The organism is Gilliamella sp. BG7, from assembly GCF_046635565.1.
GTDB classification, from domain to species: domain Bacteria; phylum Pseudomonadota; class Gammaproteobacteria; order Enterobacterales; family Orbaceae; genus Gilliamella; species Gilliamella apicola_P.
The window spans coordinates 78,074-100,539 of record NZ_JBIDFB010000007.1 but is presented as its reverse complement, the minus strand read 5'-3'; the positions used below and the strand labels follow the sequence as shown (position 1 = coordinate 100,539).

The 22,466-nt window shown below is 34.9% G+C and carries 16 protein-coding genes and 1 CRISPR repeat array; of the genes, 12 read left to right on the top strand and 4 right to left on the bottom strand.

Features of this window, described 5'->3' with window-relative positions; genetic code table 11:
* The first annotated feature begins 267 nt into the window (after positions 1–267).
* The gene (locus tag ACGH49_RS06295; protein ID WP_411588664.1) at positions 268–1,647 is read left to right on the top strand and encodes an MATE family efflux transporter; all 1,380 of its coding nucleotides are present in this window, start codon (positions 268–270) and stop codon (positions 1,645–1,647) included.
* Positions 1,648–1,765: 118 nt separating this feature from the next.
* On the opposite strand, the gene ACGH49_RS06290 is transcribed toward ACGH49_RS06295, so the two are convergent.
* Entirely contained in the window at positions 1,766–2,632 is an 867-nt protein-coding gene (locus tag ACGH49_RS06290) for a YicC/YloC family endoribonuclease (RefSeq protein WP_296210042.1), read from the bottom strand.
* 161 nt (positions 2,633–2,793) lie between these two features.
* Between ACGH49_RS06290 and rph the strand changes: the two genes are divergently transcribed.
* The 9 genes from rph (at position 2,794) to ACGH49_RS06245 (ending at position 15,138) form a co-directional block, all read left to right on the top strand.
* Positions 2,794–3,510 carry a ribonuclease PH gene (gene rph / locus ACGH49_RS06285; protein ID WP_411588662.1) on the top strand — a complete coding sequence of 239 codons (717 nt, stop codon included), beginning with the start codon at positions 2,794–2,796 and terminating at the stop codon, positions 3,508–3,510.
* Between the two features lie 13 nt (positions 3,511–3,523).
* Positions 3,524–4,171, top strand: coding sequence for an orotate phosphoribosyltransferase (pyrE, locus tag ACGH49_RS06280; RefSeq protein ID WP_411588661.1), 648 nt, complete (start codon positions 3,524–3,526; stop codon positions 4,169–4,171).
* 312 nt (positions 4,172–4,483) lie between these two features.
* Positions 4,484–5,581, top strand: a complete 1,098-nt coding sequence (locus tag ACGH49_RS06275) for a lactate oxidase (RefSeq protein ID WP_411588660.1) — start codon at positions 4,484–4,486, stop codon at positions 5,579–5,581.
* Between the two features lie 906 nt (positions 5,582–6,487).
* A complete protein-coding gene (locus tag ACGH49_RS06270; RefSeq protein WP_296210034.1) occupies positions 6,488–6,703 on the top strand; it encodes a hypothetical protein in 216 nt (71 codons plus the stop codon).
* A 155-nt stretch (positions 6,704–6,858) separates the two neighbouring features.
* Positions 6,859–6,996 (top strand): hypothetical protein, encoded by a 138-nt coding sequence (locus tag ACGH49_RS06265; protein ID WP_296210031.1) that lies wholly within the window; start codon positions 6,859–6,861, stop codon positions 6,994–6,996.
* Between the two features lie 223 nt (positions 6,997–7,219).
* A CRISPR array of direct repeats spans positions 7,220–7,787; the repeat unit is 28 nt; unit sequence TTTCTAAACTGCCTACACGGCAGTGAAC.
* Positions 7,788–8,147: 360 nt separating this feature from the next.
* Complete coding sequence (locus tag ACGH49_RS06260) at positions 8,148–9,713, top strand: type I restriction-modification system subunit M (protein ID WP_411588659.1); 1,566 nt, start codon at positions 8,148–8,150, stop codon at positions 9,711–9,713.
* Complete coding sequence (locus tag ACGH49_RS06255) at positions 9,710–10,906, top strand: restriction endonuclease subunit S (protein WP_411588658.1); 1,197 nt, start codon at positions 9,710–9,712, stop codon at positions 10,904–10,906. Before ACGH49_RS06260 ends, ACGH49_RS06255 begins: the two co-directional genes overlap by 4 nt.
* 17 nt (positions 10,907–10,923) lie before the next feature.
* Positions 10,924–12,024 carry an AAA family ATPase gene (locus tag ACGH49_RS06250; protein ID WP_411588657.1) on the top strand — a complete coding sequence of 367 codons (1,101 nt, stop codon included), beginning with the start codon at positions 10,924–10,926 and terminating at the stop codon, positions 12,022–12,024.
* A gap of 12 nt (positions 12,025–12,036) precedes the next feature.
* A complete protein-coding gene (locus ACGH49_RS06245) occupies positions 12,037–15,138 on the top strand; it encodes a type I restriction endonuclease subunit R (RefSeq protein ID WP_411588656.1) in 3,102 nt (1,033 codons plus the stop codon).
* An 85-nt stretch (positions 15,139–15,223) separates the two neighbouring features.
* Here ACGH49_RS06245 and ACGH49_RS06240 read toward each other — a convergent pair whose 3' ends face one another.
* Positions 15,224–15,928: a GntR family transcriptional regulator gene (locus tag ACGH49_RS06240; RefSeq protein ID WP_411588655.1), complete on the bottom strand. Its 705-nt coding sequence runs from the start codon at positions 15,926–15,928 to the stop codon at positions 15,224–15,226.
* A gap of 177 nt (positions 15,929–16,105) precedes the next feature.
* Between ACGH49_RS06240 and ACGH49_RS06235 the strand changes: the two genes are divergently transcribed.
* Both ACGH49_RS06235 and ACGH49_RS06230 read left to right on the top strand, forming a co-directional pair.
* Positions 16,106–17,995 (top strand): beta-glucoside-specific PTS transporter subunit IIABC, encoded by a 1,890-nt coding sequence (locus ACGH49_RS06235; protein ID WP_411588654.1) that lies wholly within the window; start codon positions 16,106–16,108, stop codon positions 17,993–17,995.
* Positions 17,996–18,008: 13 nt separating this feature from the next.
* Positions 18,009–19,445: a 6-phospho-beta-glucosidase gene (locus ACGH49_RS06230; protein ID WP_296300603.1), complete on the top strand. Its 1,437-nt coding sequence runs from the start codon at positions 18,009–18,011 to the stop codon at positions 19,443–19,445.
* Positions 19,446–19,524: 79 nt separating this feature from the next.
* Here the strand turns inward: ACGH49_RS06230 and dinB are convergent, their stop codons facing one another.
* Together dinB and cptA are read right to left on the bottom strand one after the other, a co-directional pair.
* Positions 19,525–20,580: a DNA polymerase IV gene (gene dinB, locus ACGH49_RS06225; RefSeq protein ID WP_297225437.1), complete on the bottom strand. Its 1,056-nt coding sequence runs from the start codon at positions 20,578–20,580 to the stop codon at positions 19,525–19,527.
* Between the two features lie 82 nt (positions 20,581–20,662).
* Entirely contained in the window at positions 20,663–22,369 is a 1,707-nt protein-coding gene (gene cptA, locus ACGH49_RS06220; RefSeq protein WP_065561502.1) for a phosphoethanolamine transferase CptA, read from the bottom strand.
* Positions 22,370–22,466: the final 97 nt, after the last annotated feature.

The window sequence follows — 22,466 nt, the reverse complement described above, 5'->3', positions numbered from 1 at the left end:
CGTATAGTTACCTGAAACTTTTTGACAAGATTTAACTACACGTAAGCCAGTCGCGATAGCAAGGTTTAGATAATCGCTATCAGTTATAATCATTAAAATTAAGAAATAAGTAAAAATCGAAAACTGAATTTATTATTTTGCTAATATACCTAACAAGCAATTTGGGGGTATCATTATCAATGTAAAATAATGATTATGCTTTTTATACTGAAACGTATAGTTACCTGAAACTTCTTTACAATATTTATCAACGGAAAATTAAAAGCAATGGCTCACTCTATTGATGTTTATAATGATTTTAAAAATAAAAAAATCAGTGCACTATTTTGGCAATATGCGCTACCAGCAGTGATTGGAACGATTGTTAATACACTTTATAATATTATTGATGGCATTTTTATTGGCCATTGGATCGGACGCGAGGCGTTAAGTGCCGCTGGTCTTATTTTACCTGTGATGAATTTAGCAGCAGCAATTGGTATGTTAGTTGGAATTGGTTCGGCCAGTCGGATTTCAATTTTTTTAGGTCGTGGTGAAAACGACAAGGCCGAAAAAGTCGCCGGAACATCGTTTATGTTAACGGCTGTGTTAAGCGGAATTACACTTTCTACACTGCTCTATTTTGTTGATCCGGTGTTACACTTTGTAGGTTCAAGTCCTGTTAACCATGTTTATGCTAGAGAGTTTTTAGAGATTTTTCTACCTGGTAGTATCTTTTTAACCCTCACTTTTAACTACAACAATATGATGCGTGCAAGTGGTTACCCTTTTAAAGCCATGGTAACTATGTTTGTCAGTGTGATTGCCAACATTATTTTGGCACCAGTTTTCATTATTGGTTTAGGTTGGGGAATGCGTGGGGCAGCACTTGCAACGACGTTTTCAATGATGATTAGCTTTGCATTTGTTATGCAACATTTTTTAAATAAAAACAGTAATATCAAGCTTTATCGTCGTAATTTTAAGTTGGACCTTTCAATTGCAAAATCGGTTATATCAATCGGTTTATCGCCTTTTTCAATGCAAATGGCGGCATCAATTGTTGTTGTGTTTATTAACTGGCAACTTAATCGTTATGCTCCACTTGCTAATGTGTCGGGCGATGATTCAATTGCTGCTTTTTCTAATGCTAACCGGCTTATTACTTTAGTGATTATGATTGTCATTGGTATCAACCAAGGTATGCAACCTATTATTGGTTATAATTATGGTGCTAAAAATTATGATCGCGTTAAAAAGACTTTCTTTTATGCTGTTAAAGTAGCAACGGTTGTAACTTCGCTCGGTTTTGTGTTAGGATTTTTTATTCCAGATATGTTGGTGCGAGCTTTTAGTTCCGAGGAAGATTTAGTGCAACTTTCGGCTATTGCATTACGATTTACTACACTCTCTTTTATTTTTGTTGGCTTTCAAATGGTTACCACTAGCTTTTTCCAATGTATTGGTATGGCAAAAATTTCGATTTTATTAAGTCTTTCAAGGCAAATTTTGATTTTGTTACCAGCACTTTATATTTTACCATTATTTTTGGGTTTTGATGGTGTTTGGGCTGCTGCGCCAACGGCCGATCTGTTATCAACAGGTACAGCTTGCCTTGTGCTTTATTGGTATTTTAAATCACTCAAAGCAAGAAATTATTGTAATTAACACAGCTTTTAAACTGATCAATTAAATAAAAAGATAATGATAATTCCAATATAAATGCAAAGAAAATTACATTTATATTGGAAGAATATACTAATAAGCAAGTGTTAACATAATAAAATTACTCAATATTTTGTACTTGCTCACGAATTTGTTCTATAAGTACCTTCAATTCAATTGCACTGGCGGTCACTTCAGCATTAATTGATTTAGAGGCAATAGTGTTAGTTTCTCGATTAAACTCTTGCATCATAAAATCCAATCTACGACCTATCGCTTCGTTTTTCTTTAAGATCGAATAAGTTTCTTTAACATGTGTCATTAGGCGATCAAGCTCTTCGGCAACATCAATTCGCTGGGCAACCATCACTATTTCTTGCTCTAGGCGAGAATGATCCAGTTCAATATTAGCTTCAGCCAATTTACTTTTTAAACGTTCTTTTTGCCATTCAAGTATTTGCGGCATCCAATTACGAATCTTATCCACTTCTACGGTAATGGCTTCTAAACGTTTAACAATTAAATCACTAAGCGCTTTACCTTCACGTTCTCGAACAGCTTTAAACTCGTCGATAGCTGTATCAAGTAACGCTAGGATTTCTTGTGATATGCTGTCAAGATTTTGTTCTTTTGCCGACAATACGCCTGGCCAACGAAGTACATCAATTGGGTTAACTTGTCCTGATTGATGCTCTGTTTGAACCCAATTAGCGGCATTTAAAATTTGCTTAGCAAGATCTTTATTTAACGAAAGTTCTTGATTTTGCGCTGCAGGATCTAATTCAAAACGTAAATTACATTCGACTTTACCACGAGTTAGACGATTACGGAGTCGTTCACGTATCATCGGTTCAAGTGAACGAAACTGTTCTGGTAAGCGGATATAGGTTTCTAAATAACGTTGATTAACTGATCGGAGTTCCCATGAGGCGGTTCCCCACGATTGATTTAACTCCTTTCTGGCATAGGCGGTCATACTGGAAATCATAATTGCTTCCTAAATTTGTAAAAAACTTGCTGGGCATTGTACCACATATTCTGTATAATATGCTCTTAGCTTAGGCTAAACATCAACCTTATCTTGTTGATGTCCCCCTAAATAATTAGCTCAAAAAAGATATTTTTTAATTGTAACATCTGGAGAATTGCATGCGCCCGTCAGGTCGATCTGCGGAACAAGTCCGCCCTATCAAAATAACCCGTCATTATACTAAGCATGCAGAAGGTTCTGTATTAGTTGAGTTTGGTGAAACTAAAGTACTTTGTAATGCCACTATTGATGAAGGTGTGCCCCGTTTTTTAAAGGGGCAAAACCAAGGTTGGGTAACTGCTGAGTATGGAATGCTACCTCGTGCAACCCATTCACGAACTCAACGCGAATCGGCTAAAGGTAAGCAAACCGGCCGCACTATGGAGATTCAACGCCTTATTGCCCGTTCACTACGTGCAATGATCGACCTTAAATTATTAGGTGAATATACTATCACGTTAGATTGCGATGTTATTCAAGCAGATGGTGGTACCCGAACTGCGTCAATTACTGGTGCTTGTGTAGCACTAAATGATGCAATCAACAAAATGGTTGCAGATGGTAAAATTAAGCAAAATCCAATTAAATCATTAGTTGCTGCTGTTTCTGTCGGTATTGTCGATGGACAAGCAGTGTGTGACTTAGAATACATAGAAGATTCAAACGCTGAAACCGATATGAATGTTGTTATGACTGACGATGGTCGTATGATTGAAGTGCAAGGCACTGCTGAAGGCGAACCTTTTAGTCATGACGAATTATTAAAACTGTTAGAGCTAGCAAAAAATGGCATCAAAACTATTATTGATGCACAAAAACAGGCCTTAAAAGATTAATTGGAGAGGATCGATGAAATCATATAAAAGTGAATTTATTGAATTTGCATTAAATAGGCAAGCATTAAAGTTTGGTGAATTCACCTTGAAATCGGGACGCAAAAGTCCCTATTTCTTTAATGCAGGATTATTTAATACAGGTAAAGATCTGGCTTTATTAGGTCGTTTTTATGCAGCCGCACTGATGGATGCTAATTTAGAGTACGATGTCATTTTTGGTCCAGCCTATAAAGGTATCCCTATTGTTTCATCAACCGTTGTTGCACTATCTGAACATCATAATGTTGACATTCCTTACTGCTTTAACCGTAAAGAAGCAAAAGATCATGGCGAAGGCGGTAATTTAGTAGGTAGTTCGATCTATCAACAGCGTGTTATGTTGGTCGATGATGTTATTACTGCCGGAACTGCTATTCGTGAATCGATGAAAATATTAACAGATAACCAATCTAAACTTGCTGGCGTACTGATTTGTCTAGATCGCCAAGAAAAAGGTCGTGGTGAACTGTCAGCAATTCAAGAAATTAAACAAACTTATCATTGCAATGTAATTTCAATTATTACGCTTGATGATTTAATCCAGTACCTCTATAAAGATCCAGCTCGAAAAGGTCAAGTAACGCAAGTTGAAGCTTATCGGTCTGAGTATGGGATAAAATAAGCTATTAATATTTGAATATAAAATAGCAATATATAATTATTGGAAAACCTCGAATAATATCGAGGTTTATTTTTTTGTTTAGCAACAAATAAGCTTTTTATTGAATCTCTTCACAGCAGGCTAAAAAACTCCAAATAACTGCATTACTATTTTCTTTATATCTCAGGCTGTGATCTGTACTTAAAAAAGTTTCTACAAAGATGAATATAAAAAGTGCTATTTTGTCAAAAATGATTTTTATTTAATTTTAAATAAAAAATAGCTGTGATATAACCCTACTGTTGTATTAACTTTCATAATTAGGAGCGAATCATGTCATACCATACAAGTAATGAAGAACACGCTATAGAGATCGTTAATATTGCTTCATTAGAAGCATTAGTTAAAGCAAGAATGGAAGCGGGTGCTTTCGGTTATATCCGCGGTGGTGCGGAAGACGAATGGACAATGCGAGAAAATACCTTATCGTTTAATCGAAAAAAAATTATTCCTCGAGTATTACAAGGTATTGATCACGCAGATTTATCAACAAAATTGTGGGATATCTCATTAAAAACACCCATTATTCAAGCACCGTCAGCAGCCCAAGGATTGGCTCATGAACAAGGCGAAAAGGACACTGCTAAAGGTGTCGCTGCTGCGGGATCTATTTTCTGTATTAGTACTTATGCCAATACCTCTATTGAAGATGCCGCAAATGCCGCGCCCAATGTACCGTATTTTTTTCAACTCTATATGAGTAAAGATGATGATTTTAACCGTTTTATTATCGATAAAGCCGTTAAAGCAGGCGCAAAAGCAATCATTCTAACAGTTGATTCAACGTTAGGCGGTTATCGCGAAGAGGATATCGTTAATAAATTTCAATTTCCACTCCCTATGAAAAATCTCAGTGCTTACAGTCAATCAAACGGCAATGGCGATGGTTCAGGTAAAGGCATTAGCGAAATTTATGCCGCGGCAAAACAAGGTATCGTTCCTTCTGATATTCAAAAAATTAAAGCCATGGCAAATTTACCTGTTATTGTAAAAGGAATTCAATCACCTGAAGATGCATCAATTGCAATATCTGCCGGAGCTGATGCGATTTGGATATCAAATCATGGTGGGCGACAATTAGATGGCGCTCCCGCTTCATTTGAGGTATTGCCTAATATTGCAGCTACTGTTGCCAAACGTGTTCCAATCATTTTTGACAGCGGTGTACGACGTGGTGAGCATGTATTTAAAGCATTGGCAAGTGGCGCTGATCTTGTTGCTATTGGACGCCCTATTCTTTATGGCCTGAATTTAGGTGGCGCTGAAGGAGTAAAATCAGTCTTTGATCATCTAAACAAAGAGCTGTCTATCACCATGCAATTAGCTGGCACAAAAACAATTGAAGATATTAAAAATACTCTATTAATTTAATGATAAAACTCACTCACGTCGGTTACAGTAGTTAAAAAAACGACTGTAATGAATATTCATAAAACAAAATTATCGCCATATCATCAACAAGTGCTATGGCGATAATACCCTAGAAAAAATAACCGCCATTGATTTGGCTAAACGTATTATGGTCAGTCATCCAACCATTGATAACACCCAAAAACCTAATTAAGTATTAACTAACATGATGCCCATTGCATATACAACACAAAAACAAGCAGCATAATTTTTACTAAGTTGTATGCTCATTATAAAGTAGTTACACAACTGTCACGTTTTAGGCTATATTTTTGTAAAAAATATTCAGGATTCTATACCGTTTCGTGATGAATTAAAATTTAGAGTATCTTATTTGTTAAAACGTATGATAACCATTGTATTAATTAAAATTGACAAAATTTCCTATCCTCAAGCAAATAGAAAAAGCTCCAAAGCGATAGATATTTTACGAAAATTTGGCAGAAACAATAAATAGTTAGTGGTTCAAAAGATTAAAAACGATTTATTCACTTTTATCATACAGTAAAACCGCATAAAATGATTTTTAGCAAAACGCCTTATCGTTATTAGGAGATTATTTTAATCATAAGGTGTAAACAATGTAAATAATGCTTACAACTAAACCACGATATTAAATTAAATATTGCAAACCACAGAAAGAACGTGTAATTTTTGCACTCAATTTGGTTAAAACTATTGATAATTGAAATAAACTGGATCGGCTACACTAAATCATACAACTTTTTTAAGGGGTAAGGTTTAATCGAGTCACAAGGCAAGTGTATATTCAACACCCTAAATATAGTGGTGGCACAGTGGTATTTAAGTGGGAACATATTGTGCCCGCTAACTTTGGCGAAACCGGCTCAGCATGGAGGCACCAATATGGTTAACCTAATGACCTTTCATCCTTATAAAACCGGCTTCCCAGTTGCTCAATCAGTCGGCATTGGCAAAAACATCTATAACCCTCAAGACTATAAAGACGAATGGGAATTTATCCGCCGTTATATGGAGCACTGCCCCGAAAACTTGCCAAAACCACGCCTAAGCACCCATTTGCCCATGCCCTTTCATGGTTTTGAGGGGCATAACCCATGATTCATGCTGCTAAAAATGCACCAACGGAATGGGTATATTTACTGCTTATTCCTGTATTTTTAATTTTATTACCGTTTTACACTATCGGCTACTTTATTTCGGAATGCCTGTGCTGGCAACCGCGATGGACAAAAGTTATACGCTAAACCGGTAAAGTGGACAAACCGATCCCTAAAAAAACCACCTTATCGGACTATCCTCCTAAGGTACAACAAGCCATATTAGATAGCCGTTTAGAATGGGGTGTGCGTGACGAAAAAACAGGAAAGCTCGTTGATTATGGTAATTCTTAATATAAAAACCCTTTTTTAAAACAATAAAAAAAGGGGGGTAAATTAATGCAAATTCCCCCTTTGCGAACCTAAAAAAATACCGCATTTATATGTCCTGACTTAATTACAGCCAATTAGCTCAATCAACCGTACTTAAGCGGTAAAAAATACCAATATTATGTTGTTAAGAAATACTATTTAAACGACTGTGAACAATCATATTATACGCCTAGACTACTACCAATTTCTAAACTGCCTACACGGCAGTGAACAATTACCTGATCTTCGCGGTGAGTTTATCCGATTTCTAAACTGCCTACACGGCAGTGAACTTTCTTCTAATTTAGAATTACGTCTCGTAGGCTTTCTAAACTGCCTACACGGCAGTGAACCAAGACGGTTTAAATATATCATTCAATCTTGATTTCTAAACTGCCTACACGGCAGTGAACTTATTGTTAATATCGTTCCTGCGATTATCGTTTTTCTAAACTGCCTACACGGCAGTGAACGTTATTGATTTAGATAAATAAAAACCTTGAAATTTCTAAACTGCCTACACGGCAGTGAACTTATACGAAGCAAGTAAGCTAAACTTTGATGATTTCTAAACTGCCTACACGGCAGTGAACACAAGACTTTTTAACCAATCCATAACCTTTGTTTTCTAAACTGCCTACACGGCAGTGAACAGAAATCTGGTAAATACGTGTGATGACTTTCATTTCTAAACTGCCTACACGGCAGTGAACAGTCACTTTTTTCGTTGATTTCTTTGATTGATTTTCTAAACTGCCTACACGGCAGTGAACTAGAAGCTAATATACTATCAATATAGTATGTAAAAAGGCAAATAGGTATTTAGGTTTTAAAAACCCTTTTTTTAGAGATAAATTTAATTTATTGATTTTATTAACTTTTAAAATATAGCTAAAAAAAGGGTTTTGTTTTTAGATTTTGTTGCTTTGTTATTTTTTAAGATTTTCCAGCCTTAAAGTTCAAAATACCCATTGGCTGAGTTTTTAATAAACGCCCCAGATGGAAAAATAACAACAAATCAGCTATGCTATAACACCTATAACAGGTAGCTATAAAATGACTAATATGAAAGTAAAAATCAGTTACTTTCTAATTATGCAGCACCTATTTTTTATTTAGGAATTTTGAAAAATATGACATCTAGTAACGCTAAATCAATTACCGAAACGCAACAACGCGATCAACTACAACGACAAATTTGGAAAATTGCCGACGAAGTCCGAGGTGCTGTCGATGGTTGGGATTTTAAACAGTATGTACTTGGTTCTTTGTTTTATCGCTTTATTAGTGAGAATTTTGCCAATTATATTGAAGGTGGCGATGAGAGTATTGATTACAGCACATTATCCGACGATGTCATTAACGATGAAGTTAAAAAAGATGCAATAAAAACCAAAGGCTATTTTATTTATCCTAGCCAATTATTTTGTAAAATTGTAGCTGAAGCTAATACCAATCCAAGTTTAAATACTGACTTGGCAAATATTTTTAATGCGATTGAAAGCTCAGCCATTGGTTACCCTTCAGAAAGCGATATTAAAGGATTATTTGCCGATTTTGATACTACCAGTAACCGATTAGGTAATACAGTTGCCGATAAAAACAAACGGTTAGCGGCAGTACTTAATGGTGTGGCCGAACTGGATTTTGGTGATTTTGCAGACAATCAAATCGATCTGTTTGGCGATGCTTATGAGTATTTGATTTCTAATTATGCCTCGAATGCTGGTAAATCAGGAGGCGAGTTTTTTACGCCACCGAATGTGTCCAAGCTGATCTCGCAATTAGCCTTACATAATCAAAAAAAGGTCAATAAAATCTATGATCCAGCGGCAGGATCAGGCTCTTTATTGTTACAAGCTAAAAAACAGTTTGAGGATCATATTATTGAGGATGGGTTCTTCGGTCAAGAAATCAATCATACTACCTATAACCTTGCTCGAATGAATATGTTTTTACACAATATCAACTATGATAAATTTGAAATTGCTTTAGGGGACACGCTACTTAATCCAAAATTTGGCGACGAAAAGCCATTTGATGCAATCGTTTCTAATCCACCTTATTCAATTAAATGGATTGGTAGTGATGATCCAACCTTAATCAATGATGACCGCTATGCACCTGCTGGCGTGCTTGCGCCAAAATCCAAAGCTGATTTTGCTTTTATTATGCATGCATTAAGTTATTTGTCCGAGTGTGGGCGAGCGGCAATTGTTACCTTTCCGGGGATATTTTATCGTGGTGGTGCAGAACAAAAAATTCGTAAATATTTGGTCGATAATGATTTTGTTGAAACCGTAATCTCACTCGCACCCAACTTATTTTATGGCACCTCGATTGCGGTTAATATTCTGGTGCTTGCTAAAAATAAAACCGTCAAAACCACACAATTTATTGATGCCAGCAAACTGTTTAAGAAAGAGACCAATAATAATGTGCTCACTGATGAACATATTCAAGAAATTATGCAAGTATTTGCTAGCAAGCAAGATATCGAATATTTTGCTAAATCGGTCGATAATCAAACCATTGCGCAAAATGACTATAATCTATCAGTCAGTTCGTATGTTGAAGCCGAAGATACCCGTGAAGTGATTGATATCACCCAGCTTAATGCTGAAATAAAAGCAACTGTTGCTAAAATTGATAGCTTACGTTCTCAAATTGATGCAATTGTGGCGGAGATTGAGGGATGATTAAGCGTAATAATATAACTGAGTTGCTGAAAGGTGTTAAAGTAGAATTTTTACCTTTATGGAAAGTAACCACATGGGATAAAAAGTTCAATTCTGTAGACAATCACAAACAAAAACACATTATTAAGTACAATTATTTACTAGCTAATGAACTGAAAGTACTTATCTCAAATAATGGAAATGTTAAATTATTGACAACCAATACTTCTGATCTTTGGACAACTGAGAAACTTGCAGGTAAAAGAGTTAGTGAAGGTGAAATTGTTGCCATTCCTTGGGGAGGAAATGCTAATGTTCAATATTATAAAGGTAAATTTCTTACAGCTGATAATCGGATAGCAACCTCAAATAATCCCGATTTACTCAGTAATAAGTACCTCTATTATTTTTTATTAGCAAAAAAAGAGCTATTAAATTCATTTTATCGTGGTTCTGGTATAAAACATCCTAATATGGCACAAGTATTAGATTTACTAATACCAATCCCACCTATTAGTATTCAAACCGAAATCGTCCGTATTTTAGACACATTCACAGCTCTCACAGCAGAGCTCACAGCAGAGCTCACAGCAGAGCTTACTGCACGGAAAAAACAATACAACTATTATCTAGATAAATTGTTGACCTTTAAAGAAGATGAGGTTGAGTGGAAGACTTTAGGTGAAATAGCAGAAAATCTTGACTATATGAGAAAACCTGTAACAAGTGGTTTAAGAAAGTCAGGTGGCATACCATATTATGGAGCATCTGGTATTGTTGATTATGTCAAAGACTATCTTTTTGAAGAAGATTTATTGCTTGTATCAGAAGATGGTGCAAATTTATTAGCAAGAAATACTCCTATAGCATTTAGTATTACAGGTAAGACTTGGGTAAATAATCACGCTCACGTATTGAAATTTAAGACTTATGGTGAACGTAAGTTCATTGAGTATTTTTTAAATAATATAGATTTAACACCTTATATTTCAGGTGCTGCACAGCCAAAATTAAATCAAAAAAATTTGAGTAGCATAAAAATCCCTATTCTTCCGTTGACAAGATTAACTCAAATTGTCGAAATATTAGACAAATTCGATGCGCTTACCAACTCAATCACCGAGGGGTTACTGCGTGAGATTGCCTTACGTCAAAAACAATATGAGTATTATCGGAATTTATTATTAGACTTTCCCAAAGTGCAAGAATCATAAGGTAGAGTTATAAAAAGATGAATAGCCCATTAAGGAATATTGCTGAAAAGCTGGATAAAAACAATAGAAAAGTCCAATTAATCTATGCCTTTAACGGTACCGGTAAAACACGTTTATCTCAAACCTTTAAAAATTTAATTATTTCGCAACCCAAAGGCAATCAAGAGGATCATGCCGCCTTAACAAGGCATAAAATCCTTTATTATAACGCTTTTACTGAGGATTTATTTGTTTGGGATAATGATAAACACCAAGAGGGTGAACATCAATTAACCATACAACCGAACTCATTTACTGACTGGATTTTGAAAGACCAAGGACAAGACCAAAATATTGTTCGTTACTTTCAATCCTATACTCACCAAAGATTACTGCCGCATTTCAATGAGGATTTTTCCGCTATTACTTTTTCGCTGGCAGGAGATAATGAGCAGCGTATGGATAATATTAAAATCTCCAAAGGCGAGGAAAACAATTTAATTTGGAGTATTTTTTTTACGCTCATTAACTTAGTGATTGCCGAGCGCAATATTGCGGAAAAAAGCGAGCGTTCCACTAATGGGTTTGACCAATTACGCTATATTTTTATTGATGATCCCGTCAGTTCGTTGGACGAAAATCACCTTATCCAATTGGCGGTAGATATTGCCCAATTAATCACATCCTGTGAATCTGACATTAAATTTATTATTACGACCCATAACCCGCTGTTTTATAATGTGCTTTATAATGAATTAACTTCAAAAGATAGTTATATTTTAAGACGATTTGAGGACGGCAAATTTGCATTAGAAGAGAAAAAAGGCGATTCAAACCGTAGTTTTTCCTATCATCTTTATTTAAAACAGTTGCTGCAAGAAGCGGTTAAGGAAAATAAAATTGAAAAATATCATTTTACCCTATTACGTAACTTATATGAAAAAACCGCCAGTTTTTTAGGCTATCCGCAATGGTCAGACTTATTGCCTGGCGATAAAAAACTTTACTTAACACGGATTATCAATTTTACCAGCCATTCAACCTTATCTAATGAAATGGTTTCCGAACCTTCTGAACCTGAAAAGCAAACTGTTGCATTTTTGCTTAATCATTTACTCAAAAATTATAATTTTAAATAGCTGGAATAGACTATGACGACTTATACAAAACCAATTGCCGAAACCAATAGCTATATTATTTTAGATAACTACAACAAACTTGAAGAATCAGCTGCTGTTTATCAGACTGAAACGGATTTAGAAAATGAATTTATTCATGATTTAGCTCGACAAGGTTATGAATACTTACCGAATTTAAATACGCATGAAAAGTTATTAGCCAATATTCGTGAGCAGTTGCAAACACTAAACAAAATGCAATTTACGGATGATGAATGGCAACGTTTTGTATTAGAGTATTTGGATAAACCCAATGAATCGATGATCGATAAAAGTCGCAAAATCCACCACGATCATATTTACGATTTTGTTTTTGATGACGGCCATATTCAAAATATCAAGTTGTTAGATAAAAAAGAGGTTACTAATAATAAATTACAAGTTATCCATCAATTTCAGCAAACAGGTAATTATGCAAATCGTTATGATGTGACTATTTTAGTTAATGGCTTGCCACTTGTTCAAGTTGAACTAAAAAAGCGTGGTATTGCTATTCGTGAAGCCTTTAATCAAGTGCATCGCTATAGTAAAGAGAGCTTTAATCAAGACAATTCACTATTTAAATATTTACAACTGTTTGTTATATCAAATGGTACCGATACACGTTATTTTGCTAACACGACTAAACGTGACAAAAATAGCTTTGATTTTACAATGAATTGGGCGAATGTTAAAAACGAGCCGATAAAAGATCTAAAAGACTTTACCGCAACCTTTTTTGCCAGCCGAACGCTGTTAAATGTGTTATTGACTTATTCGGTGCTCGATGTGAATGACACATTGTTAATTATGCGCCCTTACCAAATCGCCGCCACCGAGCGTATATTATGGAAAATCATTAGCGCTTATCATGCCAAAAAGTGGAGTAGCTTACAAAGTGGTGGTTTTATTTGGCACACAACAGGTTCTGGCAAAACATTAACCAGTTTTAAAACGGCACGCCTTGCAACCGAATTAGAATTTATTGATAAAGTTTTTTTTGTGGTGGATCGTAAAGATCTGGATTATCAAACCATGAAAGAGTATCAAAAATTTTCAAAAGATAGTGTGAATGGTTCAAATAGTACCGCAGGGCTTAAGCGCAATATTGAGAAAACCGATAATAAAATTATTGTTACTACCATTCAAAAACTTAATAACTTGATCAAAAGCGACGATAACTTAGCGATCTATGATAAACACGTTGTATTTATTTTTGACGAAGCACACCGCTCCCAGTTTGGCGAAGCTCAAAAAAACTTAAAGCGTAAATTTAAAAAATATTACCAATTTGGTTTTACTGGTACGCCGATTATGCATACTAACGCAATCGGAACGCAAACCACAGCGGATGTTTTTGGTCGTGAACTGCACGCTTATGTGTTAACCGATGCAATTCGTGACGAAAAGGTACTAAAATTTAAAGTTGACTATAATGATGTGCGTCCTAATTTTAAATCGATAGAGCAAGAACAAAATCTCGAAAAACTCAGCGCTGCTGAAAATAAAAAAGCATTGCTCCACCCAAACCGTATTGAGCAAATCACACAATATATTCTGAATAATTTTAAACAAAAAACCCACCGATTAATGGGCAAAAGTAAAGGGTTCAATGCCATGTTTGCAGTGAGTAGTGTCGATGCGGCTAAACTCTATTATGAGTCATTCAAAAAATTACAAGAAGGTGCAAATCAACCGTTAAAAATAGCCACGATATTTTCTTATTCTGCTAATGAAGAACAAGATGCGCAAGGTAATTTTGCCGATGAAAGTTTTGAAATAGATGCCTTAAATCAAAGTGCTAAAGAGTTTTTGGCTTCTGCGATATCAGATTATAATCAGATGTTTAAAACTAACTTTGATGTCAGTAGCGATCAATTTCAAAACTATTATCGTGATCTGTCTTTAAAAGTAAAAAATCAAGAAGTCGATCTACTAATTGTCGTTGGCATGTTCTTAACTGGCTTTGATGCGCCAACGCTCAATACGTTATTTGTCGATAAAAACCTGCGATATCATGGATTAATTCAAGCCTTTTCACGCACCAATCGTATCTATAATGCCACTAAAACCTTTGGCAATATTGTGGCGTTCCGTGATTTAGAACAAGCCACCATTGATGCGATAAAAACATTTGGTAAAAGTAATACTCGTGAAGTGGTGTTAGAAAAAAGCTTTAAGGAATACATGGAAGGGTTTACTGATAAAAGTTCAGGTGAATTGCACCATGGCTATTTAGCTATCGTTGCCGAATTGCAAGACAAATTCCCACATCCTGACGAAATTATTACTGACAAAGATAAAAAAGCATTTGTTAAATTATTTGGCGAATACTTGCGTGCTGACAATGTGTTGCAAAATTATGATGAATTTGTTGCATTAAAAGATTTCCAACAATTAGATATGACTGATGAGCAAGCGATTTTAGCGTTTAAAAACAAGCATTATGTGACTGATGAAGATCTGCAAAAAATGCAAGCCGTTAAACTACCGACTGACCGCACAATTCAAAATTATCGTTCAACTTATAATGATATTCGTGATTGGCTACGCCGAGAAAAAGAAGCCAATCAACAAGATCATCAAAGATTTGACTGGGATGATGTGGTTTTCGAAATTGATCTATTAAAATCGCAAGAGATCAATCTGGATTATATTCTTGAGTTAATTTATGAACAAAATAAACAAGAAAAAACCAAACAGGACATTGTCGAAGATGCTAAGCGATTAATTCGATCAAGCTTAGAAAATCGAGCTAAAGAAGAGCTAGTTGTTGAGTTTATAAAACAAACTGATCTTGATACTATTCCAGATAAAGCCTCGATTATTGATGCGTTTTTCTTGTATGCACAGCAAGAGTTACAGGTAGAGCTTAATTCCTTAATTGAAGATGAAAATTTAAATGAAGCAGCAACAAAACGCTATATTGCATCATCATTAAAGCGAAAATATGCAACCGAAAACGGCACAGAGTTGAATGAGATTTTGCCAAAAATGAGTCCGCTGAATCCCCAATATTTAATTAAAAAGAACCGAGTCTTTGAAAAGATCGCCGCATTGGTTGAAAAGTTTAAGGGTGTTGGTGGTGAAATTTAATTATTAATAGTTAAATTCGCTAATAATTAAAGGAAGTTGAATGATCGATTTCTTATTCATCTTCCTAATAATTCATCATTCAAACTTACTTTGAGTGATTTTGTATACAAAATCTTGCATGCTCATAATGATAAATGATTTTTGAAAAATCAAATGGTTCACCAGATGAGGTGTAAAATATTTCTTCAACACAAAGTGCAGGTTCGCCAGGTTGCAGTCCTAAATAGGGAGCCATTTTTTCATCAAGTTTTATTACCTGTAAATATTTATCAGAAAAACCAATATTAATATTATAATTTTCCTGAATGTAATTAAAAATTGAGTTTTCTACAATTTCTTTATTTAAATAACAAATTAACTTTTTACGGTAATATGACTGTTCTAAGCCATATAATTTATCTTCAACATAGCGCAATCTTTTAACAAAATAGACTTCTTCGTTATCATCACATTGTAGATTTTCTTTAACTTTTGCACTGGGCTTGATGATATCAACATTAAGTACTGTCGAAGAACCATAAACATCTTCTAGATCGACAGTAAAACCATGACTTTGCAAAAAATTGAGATAGCCTCTTTTTTTACGTTCACGAACAAAAATACCACTACCTTGCACTTGATAAATAACGCCCTGCCGCTCAAGACAATTAAGCGCTTTAACAATTGTACTACGACTGACCTGATATTGATTAATTAACCCGTCAATATTAGCAAGCTGAGTGCCTTTGGATAGTTTTTTTTGATAAATCATCTGTTTGATTTTTTTTGCAACTTCTTGATATTTAATCATTTGTTTATATTATTAATTTAATCAATAATTGAAGTAGTATTTTATACAGCTTATTTTTAGTTTTAAATTAAATAATATAAAAACTCGATCTAGATCACAAACAATATAATTGTTAATTAACAATTTTGAAATTGTCTATAAAATAATCTTACTGAATTGCTTTTAAGGAGTTTATGGATGTCATCAAAAATTAGAGATTATAACAAGTTAGCTGTTGATATTTTAAATGAGCTAGGTGGTGAGAAAAATATTGTTACCGTTTCTCGCTGTGCAACACGCCTTCGCCTTGTTACCCAACATACACCAGATCATGCAAAAGAAAACATTGCTAAATTGCCAGGTGTGATTACCGTTGTTGAAAAAGGCGGTCAAATCCAAGTGGTTATTGGTACGAATGTTGATAAAGTCTATAACGCTTTTACTCAGCTAGTTAATACTGATAACAAAATTGAAGCAGGAAATGATAGCAACATATTAAATCGCATCATTGCGACAATGTCGGCTGTATTTGCCCCGTTTGTCTATATTTTAGCCGCATCAGGAATTTTGCAAGGTATCTTGATTTTACTTAAATTAGCTTGCCCAGAGCTAGAAAAAACGGGGACTTTTGAGGTATTCAATTTCATCTCTTGGGCACCTTTTTTCTTTTTACCTATCTTTATTGCCATTACAGCTTCTCAGCATTTTCGTTGTAACTTATATATCGCTGTTGCTTGTTGTGCTGCGCTGTTATCACCGACATGGACAGAGTTTGCAAAACTAATTAGCGAAGGACAAGAAATTGATCTATTTGGTATTGCACTATCACAAACCACTTATGCTTCAACCGTTTTACCACCACTCTTTTTAGTTTGGTTACTTTCTTATTTAGAACGATTTTTAGAGCCTAGACTGCATAGCATTATAAAACCCGTTTTATTGCCATTATTTAGTCTTGTCATTATGGTACCTTTAACATTACTTGTTGTTGGTCCATTAACCGCAAATGGTGCACAATACATTGCCAACGGCTATAATTGGTTTGTCAGTCTAGCACCTTCAATAGCTGGTGGGATTATTGGAGCCGTTTGGCAAGTCTTTGTTATTTTTGGTGTACATTGGGGGATCACACCTGTTATCGTCGAAAACTTTAAGCAGTATGGTCAAGATTCTTTCCAAGCTTTCCAAACCATTGCCGTTATTGGTCAAGTCGGTGCAGCATTAGGTTTTTATTTAAAAACCAAAACCCAAGAGATGAAAGGTATTTCATTATCTGCTTTTATCACTGGCTTATTTGGTATAACCGAACCTGCTATTTATGGTGTTAACTTACGCTTTAAAAAACCATTTATTTATGGTTGTATTTCTGCATCTTGTGGTGGTATTGTGGCAGGATTTTTTGCTCCTCACTATGTTGCTTACGCTGGTTTACCAGGTCCACTAACTATCGTTAATGCTATTAGCCCAAATAATCCTGGTTCATTTATTGGCGTCTTGATTGGTGCACTTATTGCTCTTTTAGGACCAGTAGTTTTGATCCAAATTTTGGGAACTGGCGAAACCATACAAGATACAGTTAATAGTCAAGAAAATATCAATATTGAAGATGATAATCCTAAGATTCTTCTTGATGAAGTTGACATCACAAGCCCGATGACAGGTCATGCTTTACCACTAAGCGAAGTGCCCGATCCTGCTTTTTCACAAAAACTCATGGGAGAAGGGATTGCAATTGAACCTACTGATAATCATGTTTATGCACCTTTTGATGGCGAGGTAACTGCAGTATTTGAAAATTCTAAACATGCCATTGGGTTAACATTAGATAATGGCGTCGAATTGTTAATTCACGTGGGTATTGATACAGTTAATTTAACTAACAATGAGTTTGAATATTATGTTGAATTACATCAAAAAGTAAAAAAAGGTGATTTGCTAATCAGCTTCAATCCTGAGGCAATTAAGCAAGCAGGTTATCCATTAATTACCCCAATTATTATTGTTAATACCGATCAGTATCAACAAATTTCATTAACCGATAAAACCCAAATAACAGTTGATGATATCATATTTAACATTAAGCAATAACAAGGAATAAAAAATGACTAAAAAACCATTTTTATGGGGCGGTGCTTTAGCCGCTCACCAATTTGAAGGCGGTTGGAATGAAGGCGGTAAAGGCCCAAGTGTTGTTGATGTTATGACCGCAGGTGCTCATGGCGTTGCAAGACAAATCACTCAAGATATCGAAGCAGGTAAATTTTATCCAAATCATACTGCAATTGATTTTTATCATCATTATAAAGACGATATCAAGCTTTTTGCCGAATTAGGTCTTAAATGTCTACGCACCTCGATCGCGTGGACTCGAATTTTTCCAAAGGGTGATGAACTTGAACCAAATGAAGAAGGTCTTCGCTTTTATGATGATGTTTTTGATGAACTAATAGCTCACGGCATTGAACCAGTTATCACATTATCCCATTTTGAAATGCCTTTACATATTGCTCGTCATTATGGTGGTTTTAGAAACCGTAAGACAGTTGAATTTTTTGAGCGCTTTGCTACTGCATGTTTTGAACGTTATAAAAATAAAGTTAAATACTGGATGACATTTAACGAAATCAATAATCAAATGGATACTAGTAATCCTATCTTCTTTTGGACTAACTCTGGCGTACAAGTTAAACCTGATGAAAATCCGCAAGAAGTTCTGTACCAAGTTGCACATTATGAACTGTTAGCCAGTGCTAAAGCAGTAATAGCAGGTAAAAAAATTAATCCTGATTTTCAAATTGGTTGTATGGTATCGCATGTGCCAATTTATCCATATTCTTGTAATCCTGAAGATATGATGGCTTCAGAAATTGCCATGCATCAACGATTCTTCTTCCCTGATGTTCACGTTCGCGGCTACTATCCAGCTTATGCATTAAAAGAATTTGAGCGTGAAGGATATAAACTCGATATTACCGAAGAAGATTTAGGTTATTTGAAAAAAGGTACGGTTGATTACATTGGCTTTAGCTATTATATGTCTACTGTCGTTAAAGCTGATGCCAAAAATGATAATCGTGACAACATAGTTAACGGTGCACTACCTAATGCGGTTGAAAATCCTTATATAAAAAGCAGCGATTGGGGTTGGCCAATTGATCCTGAAGGTTTACGTTATACACTTAATCGTCTGTATGATCGATACCAATTACCGCTATTTATTGTCGAAAATGGTTTTGGTGCAATTGATGAACTCGAAAACGGTAATCAAATACACGATAAACCACGTATTGAATATTTAGGTGCCCATATCAAAGCCATGCAAACCGCTATAGATTATGATGGTGTTGATGTAATGGGTTACACTGCTTGGGGAATTATTGATGTTGTATCATTCACTACTGGCGAAATGAAAAAACGTTATGGCGTAATTTATGTTGACCGTGATAATGAAGGTAACGGTAGTATGAAACGCTATAAAAAAGACTCTTTTGAATGGTACAAAGAAGTCATTAGTACTAATGGTGCAAGTTTGAAATAATCATTATTAGCTTAGCTATCATTTGTTATGAGGATGTTTGAAGGCTTTGCCTGCATCCTCATTTTTATGGTTAAAAGGGCTAAAACTGAAAAATCAACTGCTTTTCAACTTGCGGATCGATTAACGTTACATGAAAACCAATTAACCGAACTCCACGCCCATTACGCCGTTCTAACCAAACTTTATGCGCTTGCTCAATTAAATCAGTTTTATCCAATTTAGACCAAACATGTTCTTGTGTAGTTAGCTGAAAATCGTCAAACTTAAATTTTACACCTTGCCGAGCAATCGATAAATCAGCACGAACTTTGCTTAACCGTTTTTCCATTTCATCAAATAATGGATCGAACTGCAATAAACACTCTTCCCAACTATGAATATCATCAGTTAAAGTACGCTCTACCCCTACCGATTTACGTTGCCTGTCATTACACACTTCACGATCATCAATACCTTGACATCGCTCATATAGTATTCTTCCAAATTTACCGAATTGGGTAATTAATTTAGTTACATCATAATTAATAATATCATTGCATGTAAATAGTCCCAATTGGGCTAATTTTTTTTCCGTGACCTTACCCACACCTGGGATTTTTTTTAACGGTAACTGCTCTATAAAACTATCAACGTTATCTGGTGTTATTACATATTGGCCATTAGGTTTATTCATATCAGAGGCTATTTTGGCAAGAAACTTAAGTGGAGCAACACCTGCCGATGCAGTTAACTCAAGTTCCTTGTAAATTGCCTGACGGATATCTTGAGCAATTAAAGTCGCTGAACCATAACAAAGTTTGCAATCAGTTACATCAAGGTAAGCTTCGTCGAGTGATAAAGCCTCAATAGATTCAGTATATCGTTTAAATATTTGGTGGATCTGTTTGGAGACTTCTTTATAAACTGCATGCCTACCCGCTATAATTTTAAGGTTAGGACAAAGTTTTATGGCTTGAGCCATTGACATAGCACTGTGTATACCATACTGACGAGCTAAATAATTGGCAGTCGCAACCACGCCACGCTTACGAGGATCCCCCCCTACCGCAATAGGCATATTGCGATAACGGGGATTGTCTCTCATTTCGACGGCGGCATAAAAACAATCCATATCGACATGAATAATTTTTCGCATAGAGGGTTTCACAATACTCAAATATAACTGTATAAATATACAATATTATACCTTAAATATTTGTGTAAACAACCTAAGGGAATTACTTAGTTAATTTATCAAAATCAATTAGACCATTCTTGTCATAAGGATCGCCAATCCAACGAATCGATTCATGAAAATTAGGATTAACAATACTTTTTTCAGGAACATATAAGTTATAACTTAACCCTGCTAAATCAGACCAAGTATGAATCAAATCTTGAGTACTAAATTTTCGATCTACATAAGCTTGATAGTTATTAGGATGCGTTGCCACCCATGTTGGCGATTGCCAAAGCATAAATGGCACAGTATACATAGTTTTAGTTGGTGCCTTCTCGTTTCGCCCTAACACATTATGCGGTGGCGTTTGATAAACATCTTCACCATGATCTGAAAAATATAACATAAAACCATTTTCTTTACTGTTTTTGAAGATATTAAACAGTGTTGTTGTGACATAATCGTTATAACTTATTGCATTATCATAACTATTATATACATTTACTTTATCGTCATCGAGAAGATATGGAATACTTTCCTTATCTTTAAAAAGGTCATACTTACCGTCTTTTGGATAGCGGAACTCGTATTTCATATGCGTACCAAGCAGATGGATAACAATAAATTTCTTTTCAGCGTTGTCAGCTAGCACTTTTTTGAAAGGATCAAATACCGATTCATCATATTGTCTTGAACTTTGATTACGATCGTTATTCATATAAAACTGTTCATCGGCTTGTTTAGAAAACATAGTCAACATAGTATTACGCTTGGTCATGGTCTGCTGGTTAGTGATCCAAAATGTTTTATACCCTGCTTGCTTCATAAGATTTATTAATGAAGGAGTTTTAAGGTATAAATCGGGATGCTTCTCATCAGCAAAAGTTAACGCTTGTTGCAAAATTTCGATAGTATAAGGTCTTGATGAAACCACATCGTTAAATACAACAAAATCAGCATTATCTTTTTTAAACTGCTCAATTTGAGGTGTGGTATTTCGCCCATAACCATAAATACTCATCCTATTACGTGTTGTTGATTCACCAATGACTAACACCAACGTCCTAGGCGTATTACCGTTAGCATCTTTTAAATTTTCAACAGGAGGTAAAGTGTCTAAATGATTTAAAATATCTTCCATATTTTTAAGTTGAGATCGATAAGCTAAATAGCTATTAATAAGTTGCCATGGCACAGTTGTTTCCATACGCGTTAGTAAATGAGTTCCGGCTTTTTCAATAGATGATTTTTTTATTATCACACTAATAAACACAGGCATTATGGCATAAATAGCTATTAATAGTGATACAATCCATTTAGTAGAAGTTTTAATATAAACAGGTCTGACTTTGCTCCAAAGATAAACACCCACTAAACTATAAATAATCAATACCACAACTAATTTAATACTAAAATACTGCTGAACAAATTCGCTCGATTCACTATAATTTGATTCTGCCATAACAAAAAATACACTTTGCGAAAATTCTTGTCGATAAATCACAAAATAACCGACTGAAACCAAAGACAAAAAGCCGATAATAAGACCAAATATAGTCGCAATCTTTCTTGTATAATTAGGAAAAATCAAAACAGGAATAAGCCAAATCAAACTATAGATAATTGAATCGCGAAGTCCAATTGCATTGGAATGCCCCGAAAGAAAAATATATAACTGTAATGCACTAGAAAAATAAGTAAAAAATAAAATATTAAAGATAAGTGCTGACCAGCTAAATTTGTTGGTTGCTTTTATGTTTAGCATAGATATTTAATTTGCTTTGTTATTGATCATAAATTGCAATATATGCTTGGTAGATTAATAAAACCTTAAGTGTAAAACGTATTTATAGAGGTAACGA

Excerpts from the sequence above, each read along its gene's own strand:
- ACGH49_RS06295 (WP_411588664.1), top strand. The coding sequence starts at position 268 with ATGGCTCACTCTATTGATGTTTATAATGATTTTAAAAATAAAAAAATC.
- ACGH49_RS06290 (WP_296210042.1), bottom strand. The coding sequence starts at position 2,632 with ATGATTTCCAGTATGACCGCCTATGCCAGAAAGGAGTTAAATCAATCG.
- rph (WP_411588662.1), top strand. The coding sequence starts at position 2,794 with ATGCGCCCGTCAGGTCGATCTGCGGAACAAGTCCGCCCTATCAAAATA.
- pyrE (WP_411588661.1), top strand. The coding sequence starts at position 3,524 with ATGAAATCATATAAAAGTGAATTTATTGAATTTGCATTAAATAGGCAA.
- ACGH49_RS06275 (WP_411588660.1), top strand. The coding sequence starts at position 4,484 with ATGTCATACCATACAAGTAATGAAGAACACGCTATAGAGATCGTTAAT.
- ACGH49_RS06270 (WP_296210034.1), top strand. The coding sequence starts at position 6,488 with ATGGTTAACCTAATGACCTTTCATCCTTATAAAACCGGCTTCCCAGTT.
- ACGH49_RS06260 (WP_411588659.1), top strand. The coding sequence starts at position 8,148 with ATGACATCTAGTAACGCTAAATCAATTACCGAAACGCAACAACGCGAT.
- ACGH49_RS06255 (WP_411588658.1), top strand. The coding sequence starts at position 9,710 with ATGATTAAGCGTAATAATATAACTGAGTTGCTGAAAGGTGTTAAAGTA.
- ACGH49_RS06250 (WP_411588657.1), top strand. The coding sequence starts at position 10,924 with ATGAATAGCCCATTAAGGAATATTGCTGAAAAGCTGGATAAAAACAAT.
- ACGH49_RS06245 (WP_411588656.1), top strand. The coding sequence starts at position 12,037 with ATGACGACTTATACAAAACCAATTGCCGAAACCAATAGCTATATTATT.
- ACGH49_RS06240 (WP_411588655.1), bottom strand. The coding sequence starts at position 15,928 with ATGATTAAATATCAAGAAGTTGCAAAAAAAATCAAACAGATGATTTAT.
- ACGH49_RS06235 (WP_411588654.1), top strand. The coding sequence starts at position 16,106 with ATGTCATCAAAAATTAGAGATTATAACAAGTTAGCTGTTGATATTTTA.
- ACGH49_RS06230 (WP_296300603.1), top strand. The coding sequence starts at position 18,009 with ATGACTAAAAAACCATTTTTATGGGGCGGTGCTTTAGCCGCTCACCAA.
- dinB (WP_297225437.1), bottom strand. The coding sequence starts at position 20,580 with ATGCGAAAAATTATTCATGTCGATATGGATTGTTTTTATGCCGCCGTC.
- cptA (WP_065561502.1), bottom strand. The coding sequence starts at position 22,369 with ATGCTAAACATAAAAGCAACCAACAAATTTAGCTGGTCAGCACTTATC.